Raw genomic sequence first — 21457 nt, 5'->3', positions numbered from 1 at the left:
CTATGCTTAAGGTATTTATTTATTACCAAGATGTTACCTCTGCGCTTTAAATAAAACGTCTATCTAGCATCTCAGTTGTAAGGAGAGGGGCTATGACTTTTATATTAAAGTACTTGTTTGCGTTTCTTCTGTTGTTCAGCTCAGTGTTTGCTCAGGCCGATGATGTCTGGGTGATTGAGGTGAACGGAGGGATAGGTCCGGCGACCAGTGATTACCTCACTAGAGAAATAGAACAAGCTCACGATGAGCAAGCAAAGCTCATTATTTTGAAAATGAACACGCCTGGCGGGTTAGATTCGTCGATGCGTGACATTATTCGATCCATCACCACGTCACCGATTCCAGTCGCTACTTGGGTTGGGCCTGCGGGGTCACGAGCAGCGAGCGCCGGAACCTATATTTTACTTGCCAGCCATATCGCCTCTATGGCGCCCGGAACTAATCTAGGTGCAGCAACCCCAGTGTCTCTTGGCGGTGGCAAAGCGCCGACTAATCCGTTATCTCCTCAAGACGATACCAATAAAGACGACAACACTTCTGCGAGCGAGCAAGACGCAACGAAACAAGAGAACTCAGACCAAGTAAAAGCCACCACTGCGATGGAGAAGAAAGTCATCAATGATGCAGCTGCTTACATTGTCAGTTTGGCTAAGCTGCACAAACGTAACGAAGAATGGGCAGAAAAAGCGGTAAGAGAGGCAGCCAGCTTGGATTCTGAGAATGCACTCTCGCTTAACGTAATTGATTTTATTGCCAGCGACCTTCAGCAATTGGTTGAACTGAGCAACGGACGCGTCATCACCATCAACAGTGTCAGTCAGGAAGTCCAACTTAGTGATGTTGCTTTTGTCGAGCGAGAACAAGACTGGCGCTTTAGTCTGCTTTCGGTGATCACAAATCCAAATGTCGCTTACATTCTGATGCTCATCGGTATCTATGGTTTGCTCCTTGAGTTCTATAACCCCGGCGTCGGGCTACCGGGTGTATTGGGGGGGATCTGTCTGTTATTGGCAATGTACTCCTTACAAATGCTGCCGGTGAGTTACGCGGGCCTTGCTTTAATCCTATTGGGAATTGCTTTGATGGTCGCAGAGGCCTTTAGCCCGAGCTTCGGTATTTTCGGTTTGGGTGGCGTTGCCGCATTTACATTGGGCTCGATCATGTTGATGGATACCGAAGTGCCAGGTTATCAAATCGCATTGCCGTTAATTATCGGTATTAGCCTATTCTCTGTCGCTTTTATCGTTGTAAATATCTCTATGCTAGTTCGAGTGAGAAACAAGCCGGTGACTACGGGGATGGAAGCGGTTGTCGGCGACACTGGCAAAGTAGTGAGCGGCTTCCCCGGTGCGGGGCGAGTATTGGTTGAAGGTGAGATCTGGCAAGCCAAATGCGCGAGTGAATTGCAAGCGGGACAGCTTATTAGAGTGACCAAACTGACTGGGTTGTTGTTGGATGTGGAGGCGCTGCCCGATGAGACATCATCGAAACCTAGCTAGCGCGGACTGTTAGCGCGGACTGCTAGGACAAACGTTATTGAATTATTAATTGCTTAGCCATCGTTACCATTAGGGGGCGGTTATGTTTATACACACTATAGGTATTGTCATTGTGCTCGTTATTTTGTTGATAGCCAGCATGTTCAGAGTGCTGCGCGAGTACGAGCGTGCAGTGGTGTTCTTTCTCGGGCGCTTTTACGGCGTCAAAGGGCCGGGGTTGATTATCATCATTCCCTTCATTCAACAAATTGTGCGAGTGGATCTTCGAACTATCGTGTTGGACGTACCTACGCAAGATTTGATCACCAGAGATAATGTGTCTGTGAAGGTCAATGCTGTGGTCTATTTTCGAGTGCTGGATCCGAAGATGGCGATCAACAACGTTGAGAATTACCTTGAAGCGACCAGCCAACTTTCACAAACAACGCTGCGTTCGGTGCTTGGGCAACATGAGTTGGACGAGCTGTTGTCCGAGCGTGAAGAGCTTAATAGAGACTTACAAGCGATACTGGATCAACACACCGATAACTGGGGAATCAAGATTGCCAATGTCGAGATCAAGCATGTTGATCTGGATGACAGTATGGTGCGTGCTCTTGCTAAACAAGCCGAGGCGGAACGTTCTCGTCGAGCTAAGGTAATACATGCAACCGGTGAGCTTGAAGCATCCTCAAAGTTACGGGAAGCGGCCGAAGTGCTGAATCAAGCGCCCAACGCCATTCAATTGCGATATATGCAAACGCTAACCGAGGTGGCTAACGAAAGAACCTCCACCATTATCTTTCCAATGCCCATCGATCTAGTGGAGAAGATAACCGACCCGATCAAAGCGACGCTCAATGAGGCAGCGATTAAGAAAGCGATGAAAGCTGAAGAGTAGTTAGCGTGAATGACGAGTTATAAAAAAGGCTCCACAGTTGTGGAGCCTTTTAGTATTTGAATCGCTGGTTCTATTTAGTGACCGTCGATTATTTCTGCGTAGCCGCTTTCATTGGCGTAACAAACTCCGCAAGTGCTTTAAGCATTGCTTCTGGTTGTTCAACGTTGTTTTCAATGATTTTCACAACGGCTGAGCCAGAGATAGCACCTGCAGCGCCAGCTACAATCGCTTCTTTCACTTGTTCAGGAGCAGAGATACCGAAACCAAGAAGAGCTGGTGGCGCATCGAACTTGTTCAAACGATCAAGTAGGGCAGTCACAGGCATGTTCGCTTTTGTTTCTGCACCCGTTACGCCTGAGCGAGAAAGTAGGTATGTGTAACCGCCACCTAGCTCAGAAACTGATTGAAGTGTTTCATCGCTTGCTGTTGGTGGAGCAATAAAGATTGGGTGAACACCAAACTTCTTAGCTGCAGCAACAAACTCGCCACTCTCGTTGGTTGGTACATCAGCAATCAATACTGAATCGATGCCTGCTTTTGCGCAGCGTTCGTAAAAGTTTTCTATACCACGTGCGTAAACCAAGTTTGCGTACATCAGTAGGCCGATTGGTAGCTCTGGGTATTTAGCGCGAATTTGACCAATAAGATCAAAACACACATCTGGCGTTACTTTAGAATCTAAAGCACGAATGTTCGCACCTTGGATTGTTGGGCCATCTGCAAGCGGATCAGAGAATGGGATACCAAGCTCAAGTGCGTCAGCACCCGCTTCAACCAAGGTTTCCATGATCTTAAGAGACTGCTCAGGGTTAGGATCGCCAACCGTTACGAATGGTACAAATGCGCCCTGATTTTTTTCAGCTAAGCGAGTGAAGAGTGATTGATAGCGATCCATTATAATGCTCCTTTCTCTTTAAGAATGTCGTGTACAGAGAAAATGTCTTTGTCACCGCGACCAGATAAGTTAACGACTAATAGCTGTTCTTTCTCTGGGTCGTCGTGAGCCATTTTAACAGCATGAGCCAAAGCATGAGATGACTCTAGCGCAGCGATAATACCTTCTTTACGTGCAATCAATTGGAACGCTTCTAGCGCTTCGTCATCGGTCACGTTGTCGTATTCAGCACGGCCAATGGCATTTAGGTGCGCGTGTTGAGGACCAACTGATGGGAAATCTAGACCCGCAGAAACAGAGTAAGACTCTTCTACTTGGCCGTTCTCATCTTGCATCAGTGGGGCTTTCATACCGAAGAAAATACCTGTTTTACCGTGTTTAAGCGGCGCGCCGTGTTGGTCGGTATCAATACCTTTACCAGCAGGCTCTACACCGATTAGGCGAACAGACTCTTCTTCAATGAAATCAGCGAACATGCCGATAGCGTTTGAACCACCGCCAACACAAGCGATAACGGCATCTGGAAGGCGACCTTCACGAGCTAGAATTTGGTTCTTCGTTTCTTCACCGATCATGCGTTGGAAATCACGAACAATCGTTGGGAATGGGTGAGGGCCAGCCGCAGTACCTAGCAGGTAGTGCGCGTCTTCATAAGTTGCAGACCAGTCACGTAGTGCTTCGTTACATGCGTCTTTTAGCGTTGAAGAGCCAGAATGAACAGGAATAACCTCTGCGCCCATTAGCTTCATGCGGAATACGTTCGGGCTTTGACGCTCAACGTCTTTTGCACCCATGTAAACGCGACACTTAAGGCCTAGTAGAGCACACGCTAGAGCAGTGGCAACACCGTGTTGGCCTGCGCCTGTTTCAGCGATGATTTCTTGCTTACCCATACGTTTTGCTAGCAGCGCTTGACCAAGTACTTGGTTTGTCTTGTGAGCACCGCCGTGAAGTAGATCTTCACGCTTTAGGTACAGTTTAGTTTTTGTACCTTTAGTCAGGTTACGCGTTAGCGTTAGTGCCGTTGGACGACCTGCGTACTCTTGCAGAAGCGTCATGAATTCACTGCGGAACTCAGGATCGGCTTGTGCATCGATAAATGCTTGTTCTAGTTGGTCTAGTGCTGGCACTAGGATCTGCGGTACGTATTGACCACCGTATTCACCGAAGTAGGCATCGAGTTTAGCCATTGTGTTATTCCTTCAATTCTATTGATGTGTCTTCACACCAAGTCATTTAATCTTGTTTGAGCTTCGCTGAAGCAAAGCTCACAAATATGTTTTTAGTTTCTGCTTTCTAATTCCTAGAGCCGAACTTGGACTAGTAATTACGAATCGCTGTAAAAGCGCGTTGCAGTTTGTCTGCGTCTTTTTTACCCGGAGCTGATTCAACGCCAGAGTTTAGGTCTAATCCTAAACAACCCAACTTGGCTGCTTGGTTAGCATTTTCTGGGTTTAGGCCGCCTGCTAACATGATTGCGCTTTGGTTGTTGATCAGGCTCCAATCGAACGCCTGACCTGTACCACCCGTTTGAGAACCCACTTTAGTATCTAGTAGGTGACGAGTCACGTTGCTTTCCAGTAATTCTGGTAGCGCACTTTTAGCGCCGTTTTCAGCACGGTAAGCAACACCGTAAGCTTTCCAAATCTCAACGCTTTCAGGTAGTGATTGTTTTAACTCATCGACAAATGCTTGAGATTCATCACCGTGCAGTTGCACAGCAAATAGGCCTAGCTCAGATACCGTTTTCGTAACGTCTGCTACGCTGTGGTTTTGGAACACACCCACGTAGTTCAGCGGTGCGCCACTCATAGTTAAACGAGCCGCTTCGATATCCACATGACGCTTAGACGCTTCAACGAAAATCAAACCACCGAATACCGCACCAGCTTGATAAGCCTTCGCGGCATCGTCAGAGTGAGTTAAACCACACACCTTGTTTTCACCGAGGGTTACTTTACGCACCGCAAGTTCTAGGTTTTTTTCAGCCATAAGAGAGCTGCCGATTAGGAAGCCGTCTGCAAATGTTGAAAGGTCACGAACTTGTTGATGCGTGTAGATGCCAGACTCTGAAATCACGACTGCGTTTGGAGCCAGTTCGCGAACTAGCGGAGCCAACTCTTTAGTACGGTTCAGATCCGTCGAAAGGTCACGTAGGTTACGGTTATTAATACCGATCACTTTTGCTTTTAAAGTGACTGCGCGGTGAAGCTCTTCTTCGTTACTGACTTCGGTTAGTACACCCATATCTAGCGAGTGAGCAACTTCAGCAAGTGCTTGGTACTCTTCGTCATCTAATACTGATAGCATCAACAAGATAGCATCTGCAGAGTAGTGACGAGCTAAGTAAACCTGGTAGGTATCAACCATGAAGTCTTTACACAGGATAGGTTGCTTAGCAATGCTGCGAACCTTTGGCAAAAACTCAAAGTCACCTTGGAAGTATTTTTCGTCTGTCAGCACTGAAATCGCGTTGGCGTGGTTGTTGTAAACCGATGCAATGTAGTCCAAATCAAACTCGTCACGGATCAAACCTTTTGACGGAGAGGCCTTTTTACATTCAGTGATGAAAACGGTTTGTTCGCCGCTCAGAGCATCATAAAAGCTGCGGTCAGTTGCGGTTAACGCCGCTTTAAACTCGTCCAGTGGTTGGGTCTGCTTACGCGCTTCAACCCATTGGTATTTATCACGAACGATTTTTGCTAGTACTTCCGCCATTTCAGCTTCTTTGACTGAAACGTGGGTCGACAATTTATCGGTAGTCTGTGTCATGTTCTTTGTCTCGTCGTTCGTTAGGCGTGTGCAGCAAGCTTTTGTACAAGCTCGTACGCTTTGCCAGAGTTCATTGCGTCAATCGCTTGCTGTGCGTTGGCTTTTAGATCTTCGTGACCAAATAGACGCATCAATAGAGCAACGTTCACGGCTACTGCGCCAACTTGGGCTTCAGTGCCTTTACCCGTTAGGATATCTGTTGTGATGGCTTTGTTTTCTTCTGGCTCGCCGCCCTTGATTGCTTCAAGAGGGTGAGTGTTCAAACCAAAGTCTGCCGGTGTCACTGTGTATTCGTGAATTGCGCCGTCTTTGATTTCAGCAACGATGGTTTCGCCATGAATAGCCACTTCATCAAGGCCGCTACCGTGCACAACGGCAGCACGCTTCATGCCCATTTGCAGCATGGTTTCCGCGATAGGGCGTACTAGCTCTTTGCTGTAAACACCCATTAGCTCGATGTTAGGGCGAGCAGGGTTAATCAGTGGGCCAAGGATGTTGAAGATAGTACGTGTTTTCATAGTTTGACGAACAGGCATTGCGTGACGCACGCCACCGTGGTATTGCGGAGCAAATAGGAATGCTACGCCAAGCTCATCGACAGCCGTACGAGTGTCTTCCGCGGTCATCGCTAGGTTGATGCCAAACGAATCCAGTAGGTCAGAAGAGCCTGATTTGCTCGATACACTACGGTTACCGTGCTTCGCGACCTTTAAGCCACACGCTGCTGCTACAAATGCAGAAGTTGTAGATATATTAATGGTGTTGTGACCGTCGCCACCTGTACCTACGATGTCTGCGAAATCGTAATCAGGGCGCGGGAACGGGTTTGCGTTCGCAAGTAGTGCTTTCGCCGCGCCAGCGATCTCATCAGGCGTTTCGCCTTTGATTTTCAATGCAGTCAGAGCAGAAGCCATCAAGATTGGGTCTAGCTCACCCTTGATGATCACATCAAATAACTGTTGGCTTTCTTCTTGAGTAAGAGACTGCTGTTCGTAAAGTTTACTAATCTGTTCCATGATTTCGTCCTATTTTCCTGTCTTCTCAAGGGGAGAGCTTTTCTCTAAATGAATAGGTTTCTCAAGAGCCCATTCGATAGCGTTTGCTAGAAGCGTTGCACCGTAGGTCGTCATAATTGATTCAGGGTGGAATTGGAATCCACAAACCTTGTCTTGTTCTTGAACCACAGACATTACCAAATCATCGACTTCAGCTGTCACTGTTAAGCTATCTGATACATGCGTTGCTACTAAAGAGTGGTAGCGAGCGATAGCCAGCGGCGAAGGTAAGCCTTGGTAAGTCGCATGATTTTGGTGTTCCATCATCGACACCTTACCATGAATGATTTCGCCAGCGCCTGCAACGGTACCGCCGTAGGCTTCAACAATTGCTTGGTGGCCTAAGCAAATACCAATCATTGGCACTTTGCCTTTTAGTAGCTGAATCAGCTCAGGCATGCAGCCCGCATCAGCCGGAGCGCCTGGGCCTGGCGAGAGCAATGCAACAGGGTTGTCTAGTTCATTGATCGCCGCTTCAACGACCTTTGCAGGAATGTTGTTACGGTAAATTTTCACGCTGTGACCTAATGAACGGAACTGGTCTACAAGGTTGTAAGTGAACGAGTCGAAGTTATCGATGAATACAATATCAGCCATGATTACGACTCCTTCTTAGTTGTTAGGTTTTTAGTATGAGCTGCTTGAATCGCAGAGATGACCGCTTGAGCTTTGCCGCGAGTTTCATCTGCTTCTGCTTGTGGGTCTGAGTCGAATACCACACCTGCGCCCGCTTGTACTTGTGCCACGCCATCTTCAACGTAAGCAGAGCGAATCACGATACAAGTATCTAACGTGCCTTCACCAGTTAGGTAACCGACTGCACCACCGTAGCTACCACGACGAGTTTTTTCTACGTCTCGGATAAGCTGCATTGCGCGGATTTTTGGTGCGCCCGTTAGCGTACCCATGTTCATACAAGCTTGGTAAGCGTGCAGGGCATCTAAGTCTTCACGGAGCTGACCAACAACACGAGAAACCAAGTGCATCACATGACTGTAGCGATCAACTTTCAGCAAGTCTGCTACGTGTCGAGTGCCGGCTTCTGCAATACGTGCCACATCGTTACGCGCTAGGTCGACCAGCATCATGTGCTCTGCGTTTTCTTTCTTATCGGTGCGCAGCTCAAGTTCGATACGGCTGTCTAGGTCGAAATCAATTTGGCCATTCGGGCGCTTACCACGACGACGAGTACCAGCAATTGGGTAAATTTCGATTTGGTTGGTTTCAGTTTCGTACTTCAGCGCGCTTTCTGGAGATGCACCAAACAGAGTAAACAGCTCATCTTGCATGTAGAACATGTAAGGGCTTGGGTTACTTTGCTTGAGTTCTTTGTAAGCCGCCAGTGGAGCAGGGCAAGGTAGCGTAAAGCGACGTGAAGGTACCACTTGGAATACATCGCCTTTAACGACGTATTCTTTTAAATCACGAACCGTTTGGCAGAAGTCTTCATCTGAAACGCTTGGTACTGCGTCAACGTTGTCGAGCGGCGTTACTTCGGTGATGGCTTTCAATGACTGACACTGTGTTTGAATGTCGGCTAGGCGCTCAGTTAATTGAGCTTTGATGCTTTCATCTTGAGCAAACAAGCTCGCGTGAAGTAGGCCTTCGTTTTCTTGGTGGTCGAAACGTAATAGAGTCTCGGCAACGTAGAAAACAAAGTCAGGGCAGTTGTTGGTCGCTTCAGCATCGCCTAGCGGTTCAAAGTTCGCCACGATGTCGTAAGCGAATAGGCCAGCCATGAATAATGCGTGCTTGTTATCCGCGTCTTGCTCAAAGCTGTGTTGAACCAAACGCAGTGCATCGAATGAAGACGCTTCTCTTAAACGTGAATCTTCGTCTAATTCGTTGCTTGGTTCGACAAAAGTCAGCGTCAATACGTTATCCGTAAGGTCAGATTTTATCTCTGTTTTAACGTTTTGAGCTAGGTGTTCGATTAGCGCTTGACCATTTTGAGTCAACGCTTGAAAGGTTACTTCATGTCCGCGACATACGATGCGAACAGCAGAGTCGATAAGGAGTAGGCTTGTCAGGTTCTGTTTAGATTCAATCTCAGCAGATTCCAACAACAGACTATCTGTTTTGTTTTCACACAGAGTATGAAAAACACTGGTTGGATCTTGCGAGTAAGGAACGGAAGAATTGATGACCTCAATGGTTCCCAGCTTTTTGATTTCAATGGCCTTGTTCACAAGACCTCCTTTATGATTCTTTAAATTTCCTGCCGTACATAGTCGCATAAAGATACCTTTCACCCAATCTAGAATATGGTCAATTCGTTGATTTGTTAGTCAGTTGAATGTGAGATGTTCGACAAATTAAAAAGCCCGCTATGAAAGCGGGCTTAGTGATAACTTTTTTATAAACAAACTGTTTAATTAGAAGTACACGTTGGCCCACCAAGAACTTGTCCAAGTGCGCCACCAATTAAGCTCTGAACTTGCTTCTACTGAAGAAAGTTCTAAAACTTTATCTTTATGGTTTTGGTTAAATTCTTGTAACATAGTGAACCTATCAAATGTGATACTTCGTATTTGTGTACTAGTTAACTAGTTTTGCGCTTGCAGGTCAAGTGCGTTGACACAAATATAACGATAAAAATTGAAAACAATGAAAAAGAATATATGAGAATTGATCTACATAGTCATACAACAGCCTCAGATGGCCGACTTACTCCACCTGAACTGATTGACCGAGCGCTAGGCTTTAACATCGAAGCGTTAGCGATTACAGATCATGATACGACTGATGGGCTTGCAGAAGCACGCAGCTATATTGCTGATAACAATCTTCCTATTCAGTTGATTAACGGCATCGAGATCTCAACCGTTTGGCAAAACAAAGATATCCATATTGTTGGGTTAAACGTCGATCCTGAATCACCAGAATTGAAAGCGTTAATTGAACAACAGAAGCAACACCGTGTCGGACGTGCAGAGATGATTGCTCAACGTCTTGAGAAAGCGACTCGTGAAGGTGTGTTGGAAGAGGTTAAGTTGATTGCAGGTGATGCACCAATTACTCGAGCTCACTTTGCGAAATGGTTAGTCGACAATGGCTACGCGAAAACCATGCAGCAGGTGTTTAAAAAGTTTCTTACGCGCAACAATCCAGGTTATGTGCCGCCAACATGGTGCTCAATGGGTGATGCTGTCACGGCAATTCATGCAGCTGGTGGCCAAGCGGTATTAGCTCACCCTGCGCGATATGGCCTTACCGCCAAGTGGGTTAAGCGTCTATTAGCTGCATTTGTTGAAGCAAATGGTGACGCCATGGAAGTGGCTCAACCTCAGCAAGCACAACAAGAAAGACGCACACTTGCGGATTATGCTATACAATACAAACTATTAGCCTCCCAAGGCAGCGACTTCCATTACCCATCCCCATGGATGGAACTTGGACGTAATCTCTGGCTACCTTCTGGGGTCGAAGAAGTATGGAAAGATTGGGAGTTTCAAACGGTTTCACCATCTGAATAGTCTTTAGGTGAACCAGCTCCTTCTGATGATAGAGTCGAGAGATTCGATAACGAGGATCAACAATGAGCCAGTTTTTTTATGTACACCCAGATAACCCACAAGCGCGCTTAATTACTCAAGCGGTTGCGATTATTCGCAATGGCGGCGTTGTGGTTTATCCAACAGATTCAGGTTATGCACTGGGTTGTCAGCTTGAAAATAAACAAGCACTCGAACGCATCTGTAAAATTCGTCGAATCGATGATAAGCACAATTTCACTTTGTTATGCCGTGATCTTTCTGAGTTGTCACTGTATGCACGAGTAGATAACGTGGCTTTCCGTTTGCTTAAGGCGCACACGCCAGGTGCTTACACGTTTATTTTCAAAGCAACAAAAGAAGTGCCAAAGCGTTTGATGAACGCTAAGCGTAAAACGATCGGTATTCGTGTACCGGACAACAAAATTGCCCTAGATCTTCTAGAAGCAATGGGCGAGCCATTGATGTCGACGTCTCTGATTCTTCCGGGTAACGAGACAACTGAATCGGATCCTGAAGAAATTCGTGACAGCCTAGAGCATGCGGTTGATGTCATTTTGAATGGCGGCTACTTAGGTGAGCAACCTACTACGGTTATTGACTTCAGTGACGATGACGCCGTTGTTTTACGTCGTGGTGCCGGTGATCCAGCGCCGTTTGAATAATAGCGTTACTGATTAACAGTCTGTAACGAAACAGCAAACCTGCCAGAGTAAATAACAAGTGCTTTTTGGCAGGTTATTTGCGATAATACGCGACCGCGATTTGGTCGCGAAAAATTCATTCGACGTCTGTGAAGACGACAATTAGGTAGAAAAGAGTAAATGAGCGAAAAATTACAGAAGGTTTTAGCGCGAGCTGGTCACGGTTCTCGTCGTGAACTAGAAGGTTTAATCAAATCTGGTCGTGTAAGTGTTAACGGTCAAGTTGCGAAATTGGGTGAGCGTCTTGAAGACGAGAACTCAGTGATCCGTATCGATGGCCACACTATTACAGGCAAAGCCTCTGAAGAAGTGGTTTGTCGTGTACTTGCTTACTACAAACCTGAAGGTGAGCTTTGTACTCGTCACGATCCTGAAGGTCGCCGTACTGTTTTCGATCGTCTACCTAAGATCCGTGGTTCTCGTTGGATTTCAGTTGGTCGTCTTGATGCAAACACATCAGGCCTACTGTTGTTCACAACCGATGGTGAACTAGCAAACCGCCTAATGCACCCAAGCCGTCAGGTTGAGCGTGAGTACCTAGTACGTGTATTTGGTGAAGTAACCGAGCAAAAAGTTAAGAACGTGACTCGTGGCGTTCAACTTGAAGATGGTATGGCTCGTTTCGAAGATGTGGTTTACGCTGGCGGTGAAGGTATGAACCATACTTTCTACGTAGCAATTAACGAAGGTCGTAACCGTGAGGTTCGTCGTCTTTGGGAATCACAAGAAACAACAGTAAGCCGTCTGAAACGTGTACGTTACGGTGATATCTACCTTGATAAGAAACTGCCTCGTGGCGGTTGGAAAGAGCTAGATCTTCAAGAAGTAAACTACTTGCGTGAGCTTGTTGAACTTCAGCCAGAAAAAGAGACACTGTTGGATCTTGATCCTGCAAATACGTCTCGTAAGCGTGAACGTTCTCGCAGCCAGAAAATTCGTCGTGCTGTTAAGCGTCACGAAGAGCGCGCAAATGCTCCTAAAGGTCGTAGCAACCAGACTAAGCGTAAGAAGCCTGCAACTCGCGGTACAACAACACCTGATTCAGGTCGTAGTGCTCCAGCGACCAATGGCAAACCTCAGTCTACCAAAAAGCCTAAACTGAACAACGGACGCCCGGCTAAACCGGCTAAGCCAAGATCGCGTAAGTAATTTCGTGGGTTCTATAGCTTAATCCAACGTTTCGAATACAAAAAACCTGCTCACTTAGCAGGTTTTTTTATGTCTTGAATATGGCGCAGTTCGAATCATGTGGAAGTGCTTGATCAGGTAGAAGTGCTTAGCCAGCTCGGCTGACTCGCTACGATTGATATTAGGTCACTTTCAAATGATTAGAAAAATTATCACCCTTCGCCATGCGGTCATACAAAATAACATTGACCGCGGCAGCAAGGTTCATGCAGCCATTAGTCGGAACGTAGATGGTTTCACGACAGAAGTCCGTGATCTCTTTTTTCAGAGTCCCATCTTCAGGGCCGAAGATATAAAAAGCACGAGGTGGGTGCTTATAATCAGGTAGAGGCTTAGCGCCTTCTATCAAATCAACCGCGATGGGCACGCAGCCAACAGGAATAATATCTTTAAGATCTTCAACACCAATCAAAGGCAACTCAAGATGCTTTTCTTTGGTGTCGGTATGAAATTGTCGAGCGTGGTCATAACGGGTGCCAGTATAAAATACAGAGTTTGCTCCGTAGCAACCAGCTGCTCGCATTACTGAGCCAACATTTTCAGGGGTTTTGGGATTTACTAATCCAACACAGGCATAGCCTTTGGATAGGGTATCTGTCTTTGCTTTGGTCATAATTTTGTAGAGTTGCAGTTTGGTAAAGTGATGAGGCTATGAAGTCGTAAGAAAACCAGCTCAGTACTCTGAGCTGGTTTAAGAAGAGCCTAGTCGCGTTTCCACAACATGTGACAGAACTTGTGTTCAGGGTCACGGCTGATCAGTAGACGAGCGAATACGTCATCTAAGACATCATCAGCTTCATTTACAAGACCAATGCGTACTTCAGCGTAGATCTCTTTGTCGACTTCAAAGCCAACATGTTCAACCCAATCGTCACCAGTTTCAACAAGTTCTGCAGCGCCACGATCTTCAAACTGAGCCGTGAATAAGATCACGTCTGCAGGTTCAAGATTATCAGCAGCCATCTCTAGAAAGATGTCGTATGCAGTGTCAATTGCGTCGTCGTAAGACATTAGGTCGTTAGCTTCGGTCATAATCAGTATCTTAGCTTGCGCGGTTCATGTATTTACGTTCAGCTGTGTTCACAACAACTTTGTCGCCAGTTGCAATGTACTCAGGAACTTGAACAGTAAGGCCTGTAGACAGACGAGCTGGCTTAGTACGAGCTGAAGCAGAAGCACCTTTGATTGAAGGGTCTGTCTCTTCGATTACTAGCTCAACTGAAGTTGGTAGCTCAAGAGTCGCCGCAGTACCGTCGATAAGAATCGCGTACATACCTTGCGTATCTTCGTTGATGAACAGCAGTTCGTCTTCGATCATTTCACCGTTGAAGATGAACTGTGTGTAATCTTCGTTATCCATGAAGATGTACTCGTTGCCATCAACGTAAGAGAACATCACTGCACGCTTAGTTACGTCGATCGTTTCAACGATTTCGTCAGCCTTGTGACGAACTTCTGTTTTAACGCCAGTTGCTACATCGTGACCACGGAAGCGGTAAATCTTTTGACCGCCACGGCCACCTGGTGTTGTTACTTCGATATCTTTAACTAGTACTGTTTTGCCATCAACATTGATCGCAAAACCTTTTTTAATCTCACTTGCTCTAGGCATTTTGTGTTTGTCCTTATTGGGTCTATCCGGTGATTATATCTCGTAGACGCTATAAATAGGAATAGCTTGAATCATAAAGTCACCTAAGCGATCATAGAGAGACAGTTAAATCATTATTTTATTTACCGAAACGACCTATGCAGCTACCTGTTATTGACCCAACACAGCCATTTCAACCTGAATTTCAACCTGTGGTTAACGATCTGATTACCTTTCTAAAAGGTGGGTTAGGTTCTAATCTGCACAGTGTCTATGTTTATGGCAGTGTGGCACGCAAGCAAGCCGTTATCGGTCGCTCGAATCTAGATGTGGTTGTGGTTACCCATCGTCCTTTCCAAGAACAACGAACCACGCTGCTGAATACCATTAAGTGGCGCTTCCAAAAGAGCTTCCCTCAGGTCACTCAAGTGGCGATTAAAACCACCTTGGTGAGCGAGATAGTTGATTTCGACAATATCTTTACGTGGGGCTTCATGCTCAAGCATTTAGCTGTGTGTGTGCATGGTGAAGATTTATCAGACTGCTATGGCGATTTCGAAACGAGTTGGGAAATTGCTAAGCATTGGAATATGGATGCGGAAAATTGGTTAGCGGTTTATCGTAATAAGATTGCCCGAGCAACAACGCCTGAGCAACAAGTCGCCGCGCAGGTGATTATTGCCAAGAAGCTTTTGCGAGCCAGTTATTCTTTGGTTATGTACCGAGACAAGAATTGGTTCGATGCACCTATGGAGTGCGGTCAACAGTTCTTGAGATACCATCCAGAGAAAGAAGTTGAGATTCAAAGATTGGGTATTTTGCTGTCTGGGCGTGCGATTCCTAAACGTTCAGTAATAGGTATTCTTGATGGCTTTGGTGAATGGCTGGTTAAGCAGTATCAGAAAACTGAGTTTCGAATCGGGTAGGGGGTCGTAAGCTATCAAGATCGTAAGCTATCCATTGATATGAAAAAGCAGAGCGAGTTAAGCACTCCTCTGCTTTTCTCGTTTTCATGTCTGGATCGAGTTTTAATGGTATATCGAGTCTAATGTCGCCTCGAAATGAGGATTCAATCTAGAACAGACCTAACTGTTGCCCGCTGACTCTTTCAAAATCCAGTCCTATAAACGGCAAAATAGCTTCTGCGACCGGTTTAATCTGCTTGTCGATGTAATGTTGATAATCGATACCGCTCTTCAAATACTCCTTGGGCTCGGGGCCACTCAGCGTAATCAAATATTCAATACGCCCTTTGTTTTGGTATTGAAGCGGGCGACCGAGCTGAGCATTGATCTCATCGGCTAATCTTGCTGCGCGAACCTGTGGCGGAATGTTCTTCTGGTATTCATGCAACTTACGGCGCAAGCGCTTTTGATACACCAGTAAATCATCGTGTTTGCCCGCGGATGTTTCATCGACAAACTGTCTAACATAATCACTTGGGTCTTGGTCGTGAAACACCATCTCATACAGCGTCTGTTGGAACTGTTGTGCAAGGGGCGTCCAATCGGTTCGTGCACTTTCAAGGCCTTTAAAAATGATCTTCTCTTGGTCACCTTGATTGATTAGACCTGCATAACGTTTCTTCGATCCTGTCTCAGAGCCTCGAATGGTCGGCATTAGAAACTTGCGATAGTGAGTTTCGTATTCCAATTCAAGTATCGAGGTGAGGTTGTAGACCTCTTTAAGGTGATTCGTCCACCAGTCGTTGATGTAAGCAACAAGGGAGTGACCAATCTCGTCTGCTTGTTCTTGCTCAAAACTGCCATTAAGAGACACGAACGTTGAATCGGTATCCCCGTAGATCACTTGATACCCTTTATCTTCGATCAGAACCTTGGTTTGCTTCATGATCTCATGCCCGCGCATGGTGATAGAGGATGCCAATCGAGTATCAAAGAAACGACAACCAGAAGAACCTAGCACGCCATAGAAAGAGTTCATGATGATCTTAATCGCCTGAGAAAAAGCTTTCTCGTTGTTTTTCTTTGCGACATCACGCGCTGCCCAGAGATTTTCGATCATCTCCGGTAGAAAGTGCTTAGAGCGGTGGAATTGACCGCCACGAAACCCAGCCACTGCTTGGTCTTCTTCAGAGCCTAACTCTAACTTTAGCCCTTCAATCAGGCCCATCGGATCAATCAAGAAAGAGCGAATGATCGATGGGTAAAGGCTCTTAAAATCGAGCACCAAAACCGAGTCATAAAGGTTGGGAATCGAATCCATCACATAACCACCGGGGCTTGCGATCCAGTTTTCGGGCTCCAAATTAGGCGCGACGTAACCCGCTCGGTGTATCTGAGGCATGTATAAGTTAGTAAACGCAGCGACAGAGCCGCCAACGCGATCAAGTTCAACACCAGTTAAGCGAGAGCGTTCAATAGCAAAATCGAGTAGGTGAGTGTGTTCGAAGATTCGGTTTACTAGCACACAGTCTTGAAGGTTGTACTTGGCAAGTGAAGGTTTATCGAACTTAAACATTCGATTGATTTCATCCATGCGGTCATGAACATTATGAATGTCTTTGCCTTCGCCCAGCAACTCTTGTGAGACGGACTCAAGAGACCAAGAGCGGAAATGGTAGGTTGCTGTTTTAAGCATATCGATACCATCTAAAACCACGCGACCAGGAATGGTAATGAAGCCCTGCTGATTTTGTGCTGAGCTACGAAAGAAACTCGGTTGATTGTCGCGACCAATACTGAGTTTCACTTCGTTCCATTCCGAACGCTTGTGCAGCAGCCTAAAGTCGAAATCAATGACATTCCAACCGATGATGATGTCCGGGTCAAACTCGGAGAACCACGCAATCATGGCTTCAAGCAGCGCTTTCTCGTTGGCAACCCATTGGATATTGGTGTCTGCTTCTTGTGGATCGCCAATCATTATCACTCGGCTATCCATTGGACTGTCTAGGCCGATGGAATAAAGCACACCTTTTTCTGAACACTCAATATCAAGCGAAACCACAGACAAGTTTGGCAGGTAATCGCCAGCTCGACATTTTGCGTTCGATACTCTACGATGCTGTCTTTTTGAGGTGATAGTGCCTGTGAATTCGATACTGCCCTTGATAAAGCGTTCCATCAAGAAACGATCGGCCAGTCGAATATCACTTTCAAAGGTTTGGATCTCTTCACCGTTAAAGGCTTGAGCTAACCCGAAGCTGCTTCTCGATAAGGAAGTGTAACAAGCGGCTAAAGGGGTTTGGTCAAATGTTGCTAGCTCTAAAGGCTTAAACTGACAATCTATGGCCTCTTTATCGGCAATAGATTGGCACGTTTCGATATCAGATTGAGCAACAAAAAAGACAGGCTTTTCGTTTTGAATAGTCAGTAGCGTAGGGCCTTTAGGGGTGCTTAACCACAAGTCGATTTGTGTGCGCCCTGAAAAGTCTCGCGCTTGTCTTGTGAGTACAAAGCCTTGCTGAATATCCAATGTAGTAACCTATTGAAATGGAGAGCGGAATACTACCATCTAGCGCCTCATCACGCACAACAGCAAACGAAAATAGTCTCTATATTTTGAGAATTGGAGAAGAATAACGGGACTTAATAAGCAAAAGAGTGAAATTGTAATGAATCGAGATTCAATGGTATTGAAAATCTCTTTATCTTGTGTAATTTTATTGGGTGTTGTTTTAACTAGTTGATTTTTACCTAAAGCTTGTTGTTTTAGTTGGCTTATTTATAAATAAGTACTTGCTAAAGTTAGTGTTTCGACACATATTCAACAGAGATTTTATTTAGTAATTGAGTTAAGATATACACAATGCTGCGACCCGTTGTTCCTTTGTTTAATTGTTTCAAATAGATGAAACGACACAGTGGTTGCAGAGCCAATTAATAGTGTGGAGATACAAGTTTGATAAATGTTTTCCTTGTAGATGATCACGAGCTGGTTCGCACAGGGATACGACGTATTATTGAAGACGTCCGTGGGATGAACGTAGCAGGGGAAGCTGAAAGCGGTGAAGATGCTGCAAAATGGTGTCGTACTAATAATACTGACGTTATTTTGATGGATATGAATATGCCTGGTATTGGTGGCTTAGAAGCAACCAAGAAAATCTTGCGTTTCAACCCTGATGTTAAAATCATCGTTTTAACTGTTCATACGGAAAATCCGTTTCCAACTAAAGTGATGCAAGCTGGAGCTGCAGGTTACCTTACTAAAGGTGCAGGTCCGGACGAGATGGTAAATGCCATTCGAGTGGTTAATAGTGGCCAACGATACATTTCACCAGAAATTGCGCAGCAGATGGCTTTAAGCCAATTCTCGCCTGCGTCTGAAAATCCATTCGCTGATCTATCTGAACGTGAACTTCAAATCATGATGATGATTACCAAAGGTCAGAAAGTGACGGATATTTCAGAACAACTCAATCTAAGTCCTAAAACAGTTAACAGCTACCGCTACCGACTGTTCAGTAAACTCGACATCAGCGGTGATGTAGAGCTTACGCATTTAGCGATTAGACATGGAATGTTAGATACTGAGACCCTTTAACTCTGAGATCTTATAGTGACCAACTTGTTTGACTCAGTCTCATTCCTTAAGACAGTAACAGAACAGCCCGGCGTTTATCGGATGTATAACGCCGAGGCTGTTGTTATCTACGTCGGTAAAGCTAAGAACCTCAAAAAACGCCTTTCCAGTTATTTCCGTAAAAAAGTCGACAGTGAAAAAACACGCGCTTTAGTCAGCAATATCGACAAAATCGATGTCACTGTTACGCATACGGAAACTGAAGCTCTTATCCTTGAGCACAACTACATCAAGCAGTATTTACCGAAATACAACGTACTTCTGCGTGATGATAAGTCGTACCCTTATATTTTTATTAGCGGTCACAAGCATCCTCGTTTGTCGATGCATCGTGGTGCTAAGAAGAAAAAGGGCGAATACTTTGGTCCTTACCCTGATTCCGGCGCTGTGCGTGAGACGCTACACCTAATACAAAAGATTTTTCCTGCTCGCCAGTGTGAAGACACGGTTTATGCGAACAGAACACGCCCGTGTTTGATGTACCAGATTGGTCGTTGTGCTGCGCCTTGTGTTAGCTCTATTATCTCTGATGAAGAGTACAGCGAGCTTATCGACTATGTTCGTTTGTTCCTTCAAGGGAAGGATAAGCTCGTACTTGAGACACTCATCGACAAGATGGACAAGGCAAGTCGTGAGCTTCGCTTTGAACAAGCTGCTGCTTTCCGCGATCAAATCCAAGCGATTCGACGTGTACAAGAGCAACAGTACGTATCTGACGATTCTATGGAAGATATGGACGTGTTGGGGTTTGCTCAAGAAAATGGCGTTGCTTGTATCCATATCTTGATGATTCGCCAAGGTAAAGTTTTGGGCAGTCGAAGCCATTTCCCTAAAATTCCCAACAATACGGTGCGAGAAGAGGTCTTTTCGAGCTTTTTAAGTCAATATTATTTGGCGCATAATGAAGCAAGAACCATCCCAACGCGTCTAATTCTTAATGCCGATTTGATGGAAGATGTCACACCGATTCAAGAAGCTTTGTGTGAAGTGGCGGGTCGTAAGATTCACTTCAATACCAATCCTTCAGGCACTCGTGGTCGTTACCTTAAGTTGTCGAATACCAACGCGCTAACGGCAATTACCACCAAGATTAATCATAAGATGACCATCAATCAGCGCTTCAAAGAGCTTCAAGAAGTGTTGTCGATGGATGCGATTAAACGGATGGAATGTTTTGATATCAGTCATACCATGGGTGAAAGTACTATAGCGTCTTGTGTGGTGTTCAATCAGGAAGGCCCTGTTAAACCCGAATACCGTCGTTACAACATCACCGGAATTACTGGAGGTGATGATTACGCGGCGATGGCTCAGGCCCTTGAGAAACGGTATTCCAAACAACTCGATGTCGATAAGATCCCTGATATCATCTTTATCGATGGTGGTAAGGGGCAACTGAATCGCGCTCACGAGATTGTTTCTCAATATTGGGGTGATTGGCCATTTCGACCAAGAATGATGGGTATCGCGAAAGGTGTGACCCGTAAGCCGGGTTTAGAAACCTTAGTTACTCTTGAAGGTGAGGAATTTAACTTACCAAGCGATGCACCAGCGTTGCATCTTATCCAGCACATCCGTGATGAAAGTCATAATCACGCGATAGCAGGGCACAGAGCGAAACGAGGTAAAACTCGCCGAACCAGTGCTTTGGAAGGAATCGAAGGGGTAGGACCGAAACGTCGTCAATCTTTGTTGAAATATATGGGTGGTTTACAAGAACTTAAGCGTGCAACTGTCGAAGAAATAGCCAAAGTGCCGGGCATTAGTCATTCTTTGGCAGAAAACATTTATCAAGCATTGAAACAATAGTAAAAATCCCGCACCATTAAAGCGCAATTGATAAGAGCCTAATAATATGCGTTTGAATATACCTAACATTTTGTCCTTACTGAGACTATTTTTAATCCCAGTATTCGTTGTTGTTTTTTACCTACCTTATGAATGGGCTCCTTTTGCTGCTGCAATGGTGTTTTGGGTAGCGGGTTTTACTGACTGGCTAGATGGCATGCTGGCTCGTAAACTCGGACAAACGTCTCGCTTTGGTGCCTTTATTGACCCTGTGGCGGATAAAGTGCTCGTTGCTACTGCTCTTATCTTAGTTACCGAGCACTATCACTCGATCTGGGTGACTATTCCTGCGGTGACCATGATTGGTCGTGAAATTATCATCTCGGCGCTTCGTGAATGGATGGCTGAAATCGGCAAACGTGCAAGCGTTGCGGTATCTTGGGTTGGTAAAGTGAAAACCGTTTCTCAGATGTTTGCTCTTTGGGTACTTATCTGGCGATACGACGACTGGATGATTTGGGTGGGTTACATTGCACTCTATGTTGCAACCGTTCTTACTTACTGGTCAATGGCGCAATACTTGATGGCCGCCAAAGATGATTTGTTAGACGAAAAACACCATTGATGAAGAAGCGAGCTGAGGCTCGCTTTTTTGATCTTTAACCTAAGGTTAAGTTATCAATAGTGGATATCTAATGTGATATAGATCTCCTTTGAATAGCCTGTCCACAAAGTGCTTTGCACACAAAGTCAGCTATTTAGCCTGTTTCGTATGAAATCTATTCAAACGAATTAAAAATACAAAAATAATATTGACTCAAACGCTCGAATCCGTAGAATGCATCCCGTACCCAAGAGGATGGCGATGAGCGATTCGATTGGAGTTACTAAGGCGCCTTGGCAGAGTGGCTATGCAGCGGATTGCAAATCCGTGGACCTCGGTTCGACTCCGGGAGGCGCCTCCATTATCTCTTTCGTAGAGTAATGAAAATGCGATACTAGCTCAGTTGGTAGAGCGCAACCTTGCCAAGGTTGAGGTCATC

At 45.6% G+C, this 21457-nt stretch carries 20 protein-coding genes, 1 tRNA gene and 1 other annotated feature; of the genes, 10 read left to right on the top strand and 11 right to left on the bottom strand.

Translation table 11 applies throughout. The features are described 5' to 3' along the window. Positions 1 to 92: 92 nt before the first annotated feature. Positions 93 to 1499: a nodulation protein NfeD gene (locus OW495_RS08870; protein WP_289886054.1), complete on the top strand. Its 1407-nt coding sequence runs from the start codon at positions 93 to 95 to the stop codon at positions 1497 to 1499. An 82-nt stretch (positions 1500 to 1581) separates the two neighbouring features. Continuing rightward, the gene (locus tag OW495_RS08865) at positions 1582 to 2379 is read left to right on the top strand and encodes a slipin family protein (protein ID WP_102295746.1); all 798 of its coding nucleotides are present in this window, start codon (positions 1582 to 1584) and stop codon (positions 2377 to 2379) included. Between the two features lie 88 nt (positions 2380 to 2467). Here OW495_RS08865 and trpA read toward each other — a convergent pair whose 3' ends face one another. The 7 genes from trpA to OW495_RS08830 form a co-directional block, all read right to left on the bottom strand. Continuing rightward, complete coding sequence (gene trpA, locus OW495_RS08860) at positions 2468 to 3274, bottom strand: tryptophan synthase subunit alpha (protein WP_017080965.1); 807 nt, start codon at positions 3272 to 3274, stop codon at positions 2468 to 2470. Then, positions 3274 to 4464, bottom strand: a complete 1191-nt coding sequence (gene trpB / locus OW495_RS08855; protein WP_009848758.1) for a tryptophan synthase subunit beta — start codon at positions 4462 to 4464, stop codon at positions 3274 to 3276. Before trpB ends, trpA begins: the two co-directional genes overlap by 1 nt. Before the next feature lie 130 nt (positions 4465 to 4594). Next, a complete protein-coding gene (gene trpCF, locus OW495_RS08850; protein WP_102512662.1) occupies positions 4595 to 6046 on the bottom strand; it encodes a bifunctional indole-3-glycerol-phosphate synthase TrpC/phosphoribosylanthranilate isomerase TrpF in 1452 nt (483 codons plus the stop codon). 20 nt (positions 6047 to 6066) lie between these two features. Next, complete coding sequence (gene trpD / locus OW495_RS08845; protein ID WP_102512661.1) at positions 6067 to 7062, bottom strand: anthranilate phosphoribosyltransferase; 996 nt, start codon at positions 7060 to 7062, stop codon at positions 6067 to 6069. Between the two features lie 9 nt (positions 7063 to 7071). Then, positions 7072 to 7698 (bottom strand): aminodeoxychorismate/anthranilate synthase component II, encoded by a 627-nt coding sequence (locus tag OW495_RS08840; protein WP_017104070.1) that lies wholly within the window; start codon positions 7696 to 7698, stop codon positions 7072 to 7074. 2 nt (positions 7699 to 7700) lie between these two features. Next, positions 7701 to 9290 (bottom strand): anthranilate synthase component 1, encoded by a 1590-nt coding sequence (locus OW495_RS08835; RefSeq protein WP_029226056.1) that lies wholly within the window; start codon positions 9288 to 9290, stop codon positions 7701 to 7703. 125 nt (positions 9291 to 9415) lie between these two features. Next, positions 9416 to 9530, bottom strand: a sequence feature (Trp leader region). After that, positions 9477 to 9602, bottom strand: coding sequence for a trp operon leader peptide (locus OW495_RS08830; protein ID WP_009848753.1), 126 nt, complete (start codon positions 9600 to 9602; stop codon positions 9477 to 9479). It overlaps the preceding feature by 54 nt. Before the next feature lie 120 nt (positions 9603 to 9722). Between OW495_RS08830 and OW495_RS08825 the strand changes: the two genes are divergently transcribed. From OW495_RS08825 to rluB, 3 genes are all read left to right on the top strand, one after another. After that, a complete protein-coding gene (locus OW495_RS08825; protein WP_029223551.1) occupies positions 9723 to 10577 on the top strand; it encodes a PHP domain-containing protein in 855 nt (284 codons plus the stop codon). Between the two features lie 62 nt (positions 10578 to 10639). Then, positions 10640 to 11260, top strand: a complete 621-nt coding sequence (locus OW495_RS08820; RefSeq protein ID WP_009848751.1) for an L-threonylcarbamoyladenylate synthase — start codon at positions 10640 to 10642, stop codon at positions 11258 to 11260. Between the two features lie 159 nt (positions 11261 to 11419). Next, positions 11420 to 12448: a 23S rRNA pseudouridine(2605) synthase RluB gene (gene rluB / locus OW495_RS08815; RefSeq protein ID WP_017104066.1), complete on the top strand. Its 1029-nt coding sequence runs from the start codon at positions 11420 to 11422 to the stop codon at positions 12446 to 12448. Between the two features lie 160 nt (positions 12449 to 12608). Here the strand turns inward: rluB and OW495_RS08810 are convergent, their stop codons facing one another. The 3 genes from OW495_RS08810 to yeiP form a co-directional block, all read right to left on the bottom strand. After that, positions 12609 to 13100, bottom strand: a complete 492-nt coding sequence (locus OW495_RS08810) for an RNA methyltransferase (RefSeq protein WP_004729783.1) — start codon at positions 13098 to 13100, stop codon at positions 12609 to 12611. An 89-nt stretch (positions 13101 to 13189) separates the two neighbouring features. Further along, on the bottom strand, positions 13190 to 13519 hold the full coding sequence (locus tag OW495_RS08805) for an HI1450 family dsDNA-mimic protein (protein WP_012604336.1): 330 nt from the start codon (positions 13517 to 13519) through the stop codon (positions 13190 to 13192). Between the two features lie 10 nt (positions 13520 to 13529). Next, positions 13530 to 14099 carry an elongation factor P-like protein YeiP gene (gene yeiP / locus OW495_RS08800; protein WP_009848748.1) on the bottom strand — a complete coding sequence of 190 codons (570 nt, stop codon included), beginning with the start codon at positions 14097 to 14099 and terminating at the stop codon, positions 13530 to 13532. A gap of 137 nt (positions 14100 to 14236) precedes the next feature. On the opposite strand from yeiP, the gene OW495_RS08795 reads away from it, so the two are divergent. Then, the gene (locus OW495_RS08795) at positions 14237 to 15004 is read left to right on the top strand and encodes a nucleotidyltransferase (protein WP_102512660.1); all 768 of its coding nucleotides are present in this window, start codon (positions 14237 to 14239) and stop codon (positions 15002 to 15004) included. A gap of 148 nt (positions 15005 to 15152) precedes the next feature. On the opposite strand, the gene OW495_RS08790 is transcribed toward OW495_RS08795, so the two are convergent. Next, complete coding sequence (locus OW495_RS08790) at positions 15153 to 17516, bottom strand: DNA polymerase II (RefSeq protein ID WP_102512659.1); 2364 nt, start codon at positions 17514 to 17516, stop codon at positions 15153 to 15155. 426 nt (positions 17517 to 17942) lie between these two features. On the opposite strand from OW495_RS08790, the gene uvrY reads away from it, so the two are divergent. From uvrY to OW495_RS08770, 4 genes are all read left to right on the top strand, one after another. Further along, positions 17943 to 18587: a UvrY/SirA/GacA family response regulator transcription factor gene (gene uvrY, locus OW495_RS08785; protein ID WP_004729778.1), complete on the top strand. Its 645-nt coding sequence runs from the start codon at positions 17943 to 17945 to the stop codon at positions 18585 to 18587. A 15-nt stretch (positions 18588 to 18602) separates the two neighbouring features. Then, positions 18603 to 20435 (top strand): excinuclease ABC subunit UvrC, encoded by a 1833-nt coding sequence (gene uvrC, locus OW495_RS08780; protein ID WP_102343902.1) that lies wholly within the window; start codon positions 18603 to 18605, stop codon positions 20433 to 20435. 46 nt (positions 20436 to 20481) lie between these two features. After that, complete coding sequence (pgsA, locus tag OW495_RS08775) at positions 20482 to 21039, top strand: CDP-diacylglycerol--glycerol-3-phosphate 3-phosphatidyltransferase (RefSeq protein ID WP_017110986.1); 558 nt, start codon at positions 20482 to 20484, stop codon at positions 21037 to 21039. A 266-nt stretch (positions 21040 to 21305) separates the two neighbouring features. After that, positions 21306 to 21379: transfer RNA gene (locus tag OW495_RS08770), tRNA-Cys, on the top strand. The last annotated feature ends 78 nt before the right edge of the window (positions 21380 to 21457 follow it).

The organism is Vibrio sp. 14N.309.X.WAT.E.F5, assembly GCF_030397615.1.
Lineage (GTDB): Bacteria > Pseudomonadota > Gammaproteobacteria > Enterobacterales > Vibrionaceae > Vibrio > Vibrio lentus.
The sequence above is the reverse complement of the archived record's forward strand: the minus strand, read 5'-3'. Positions and strand labels throughout refer to the sequence as shown.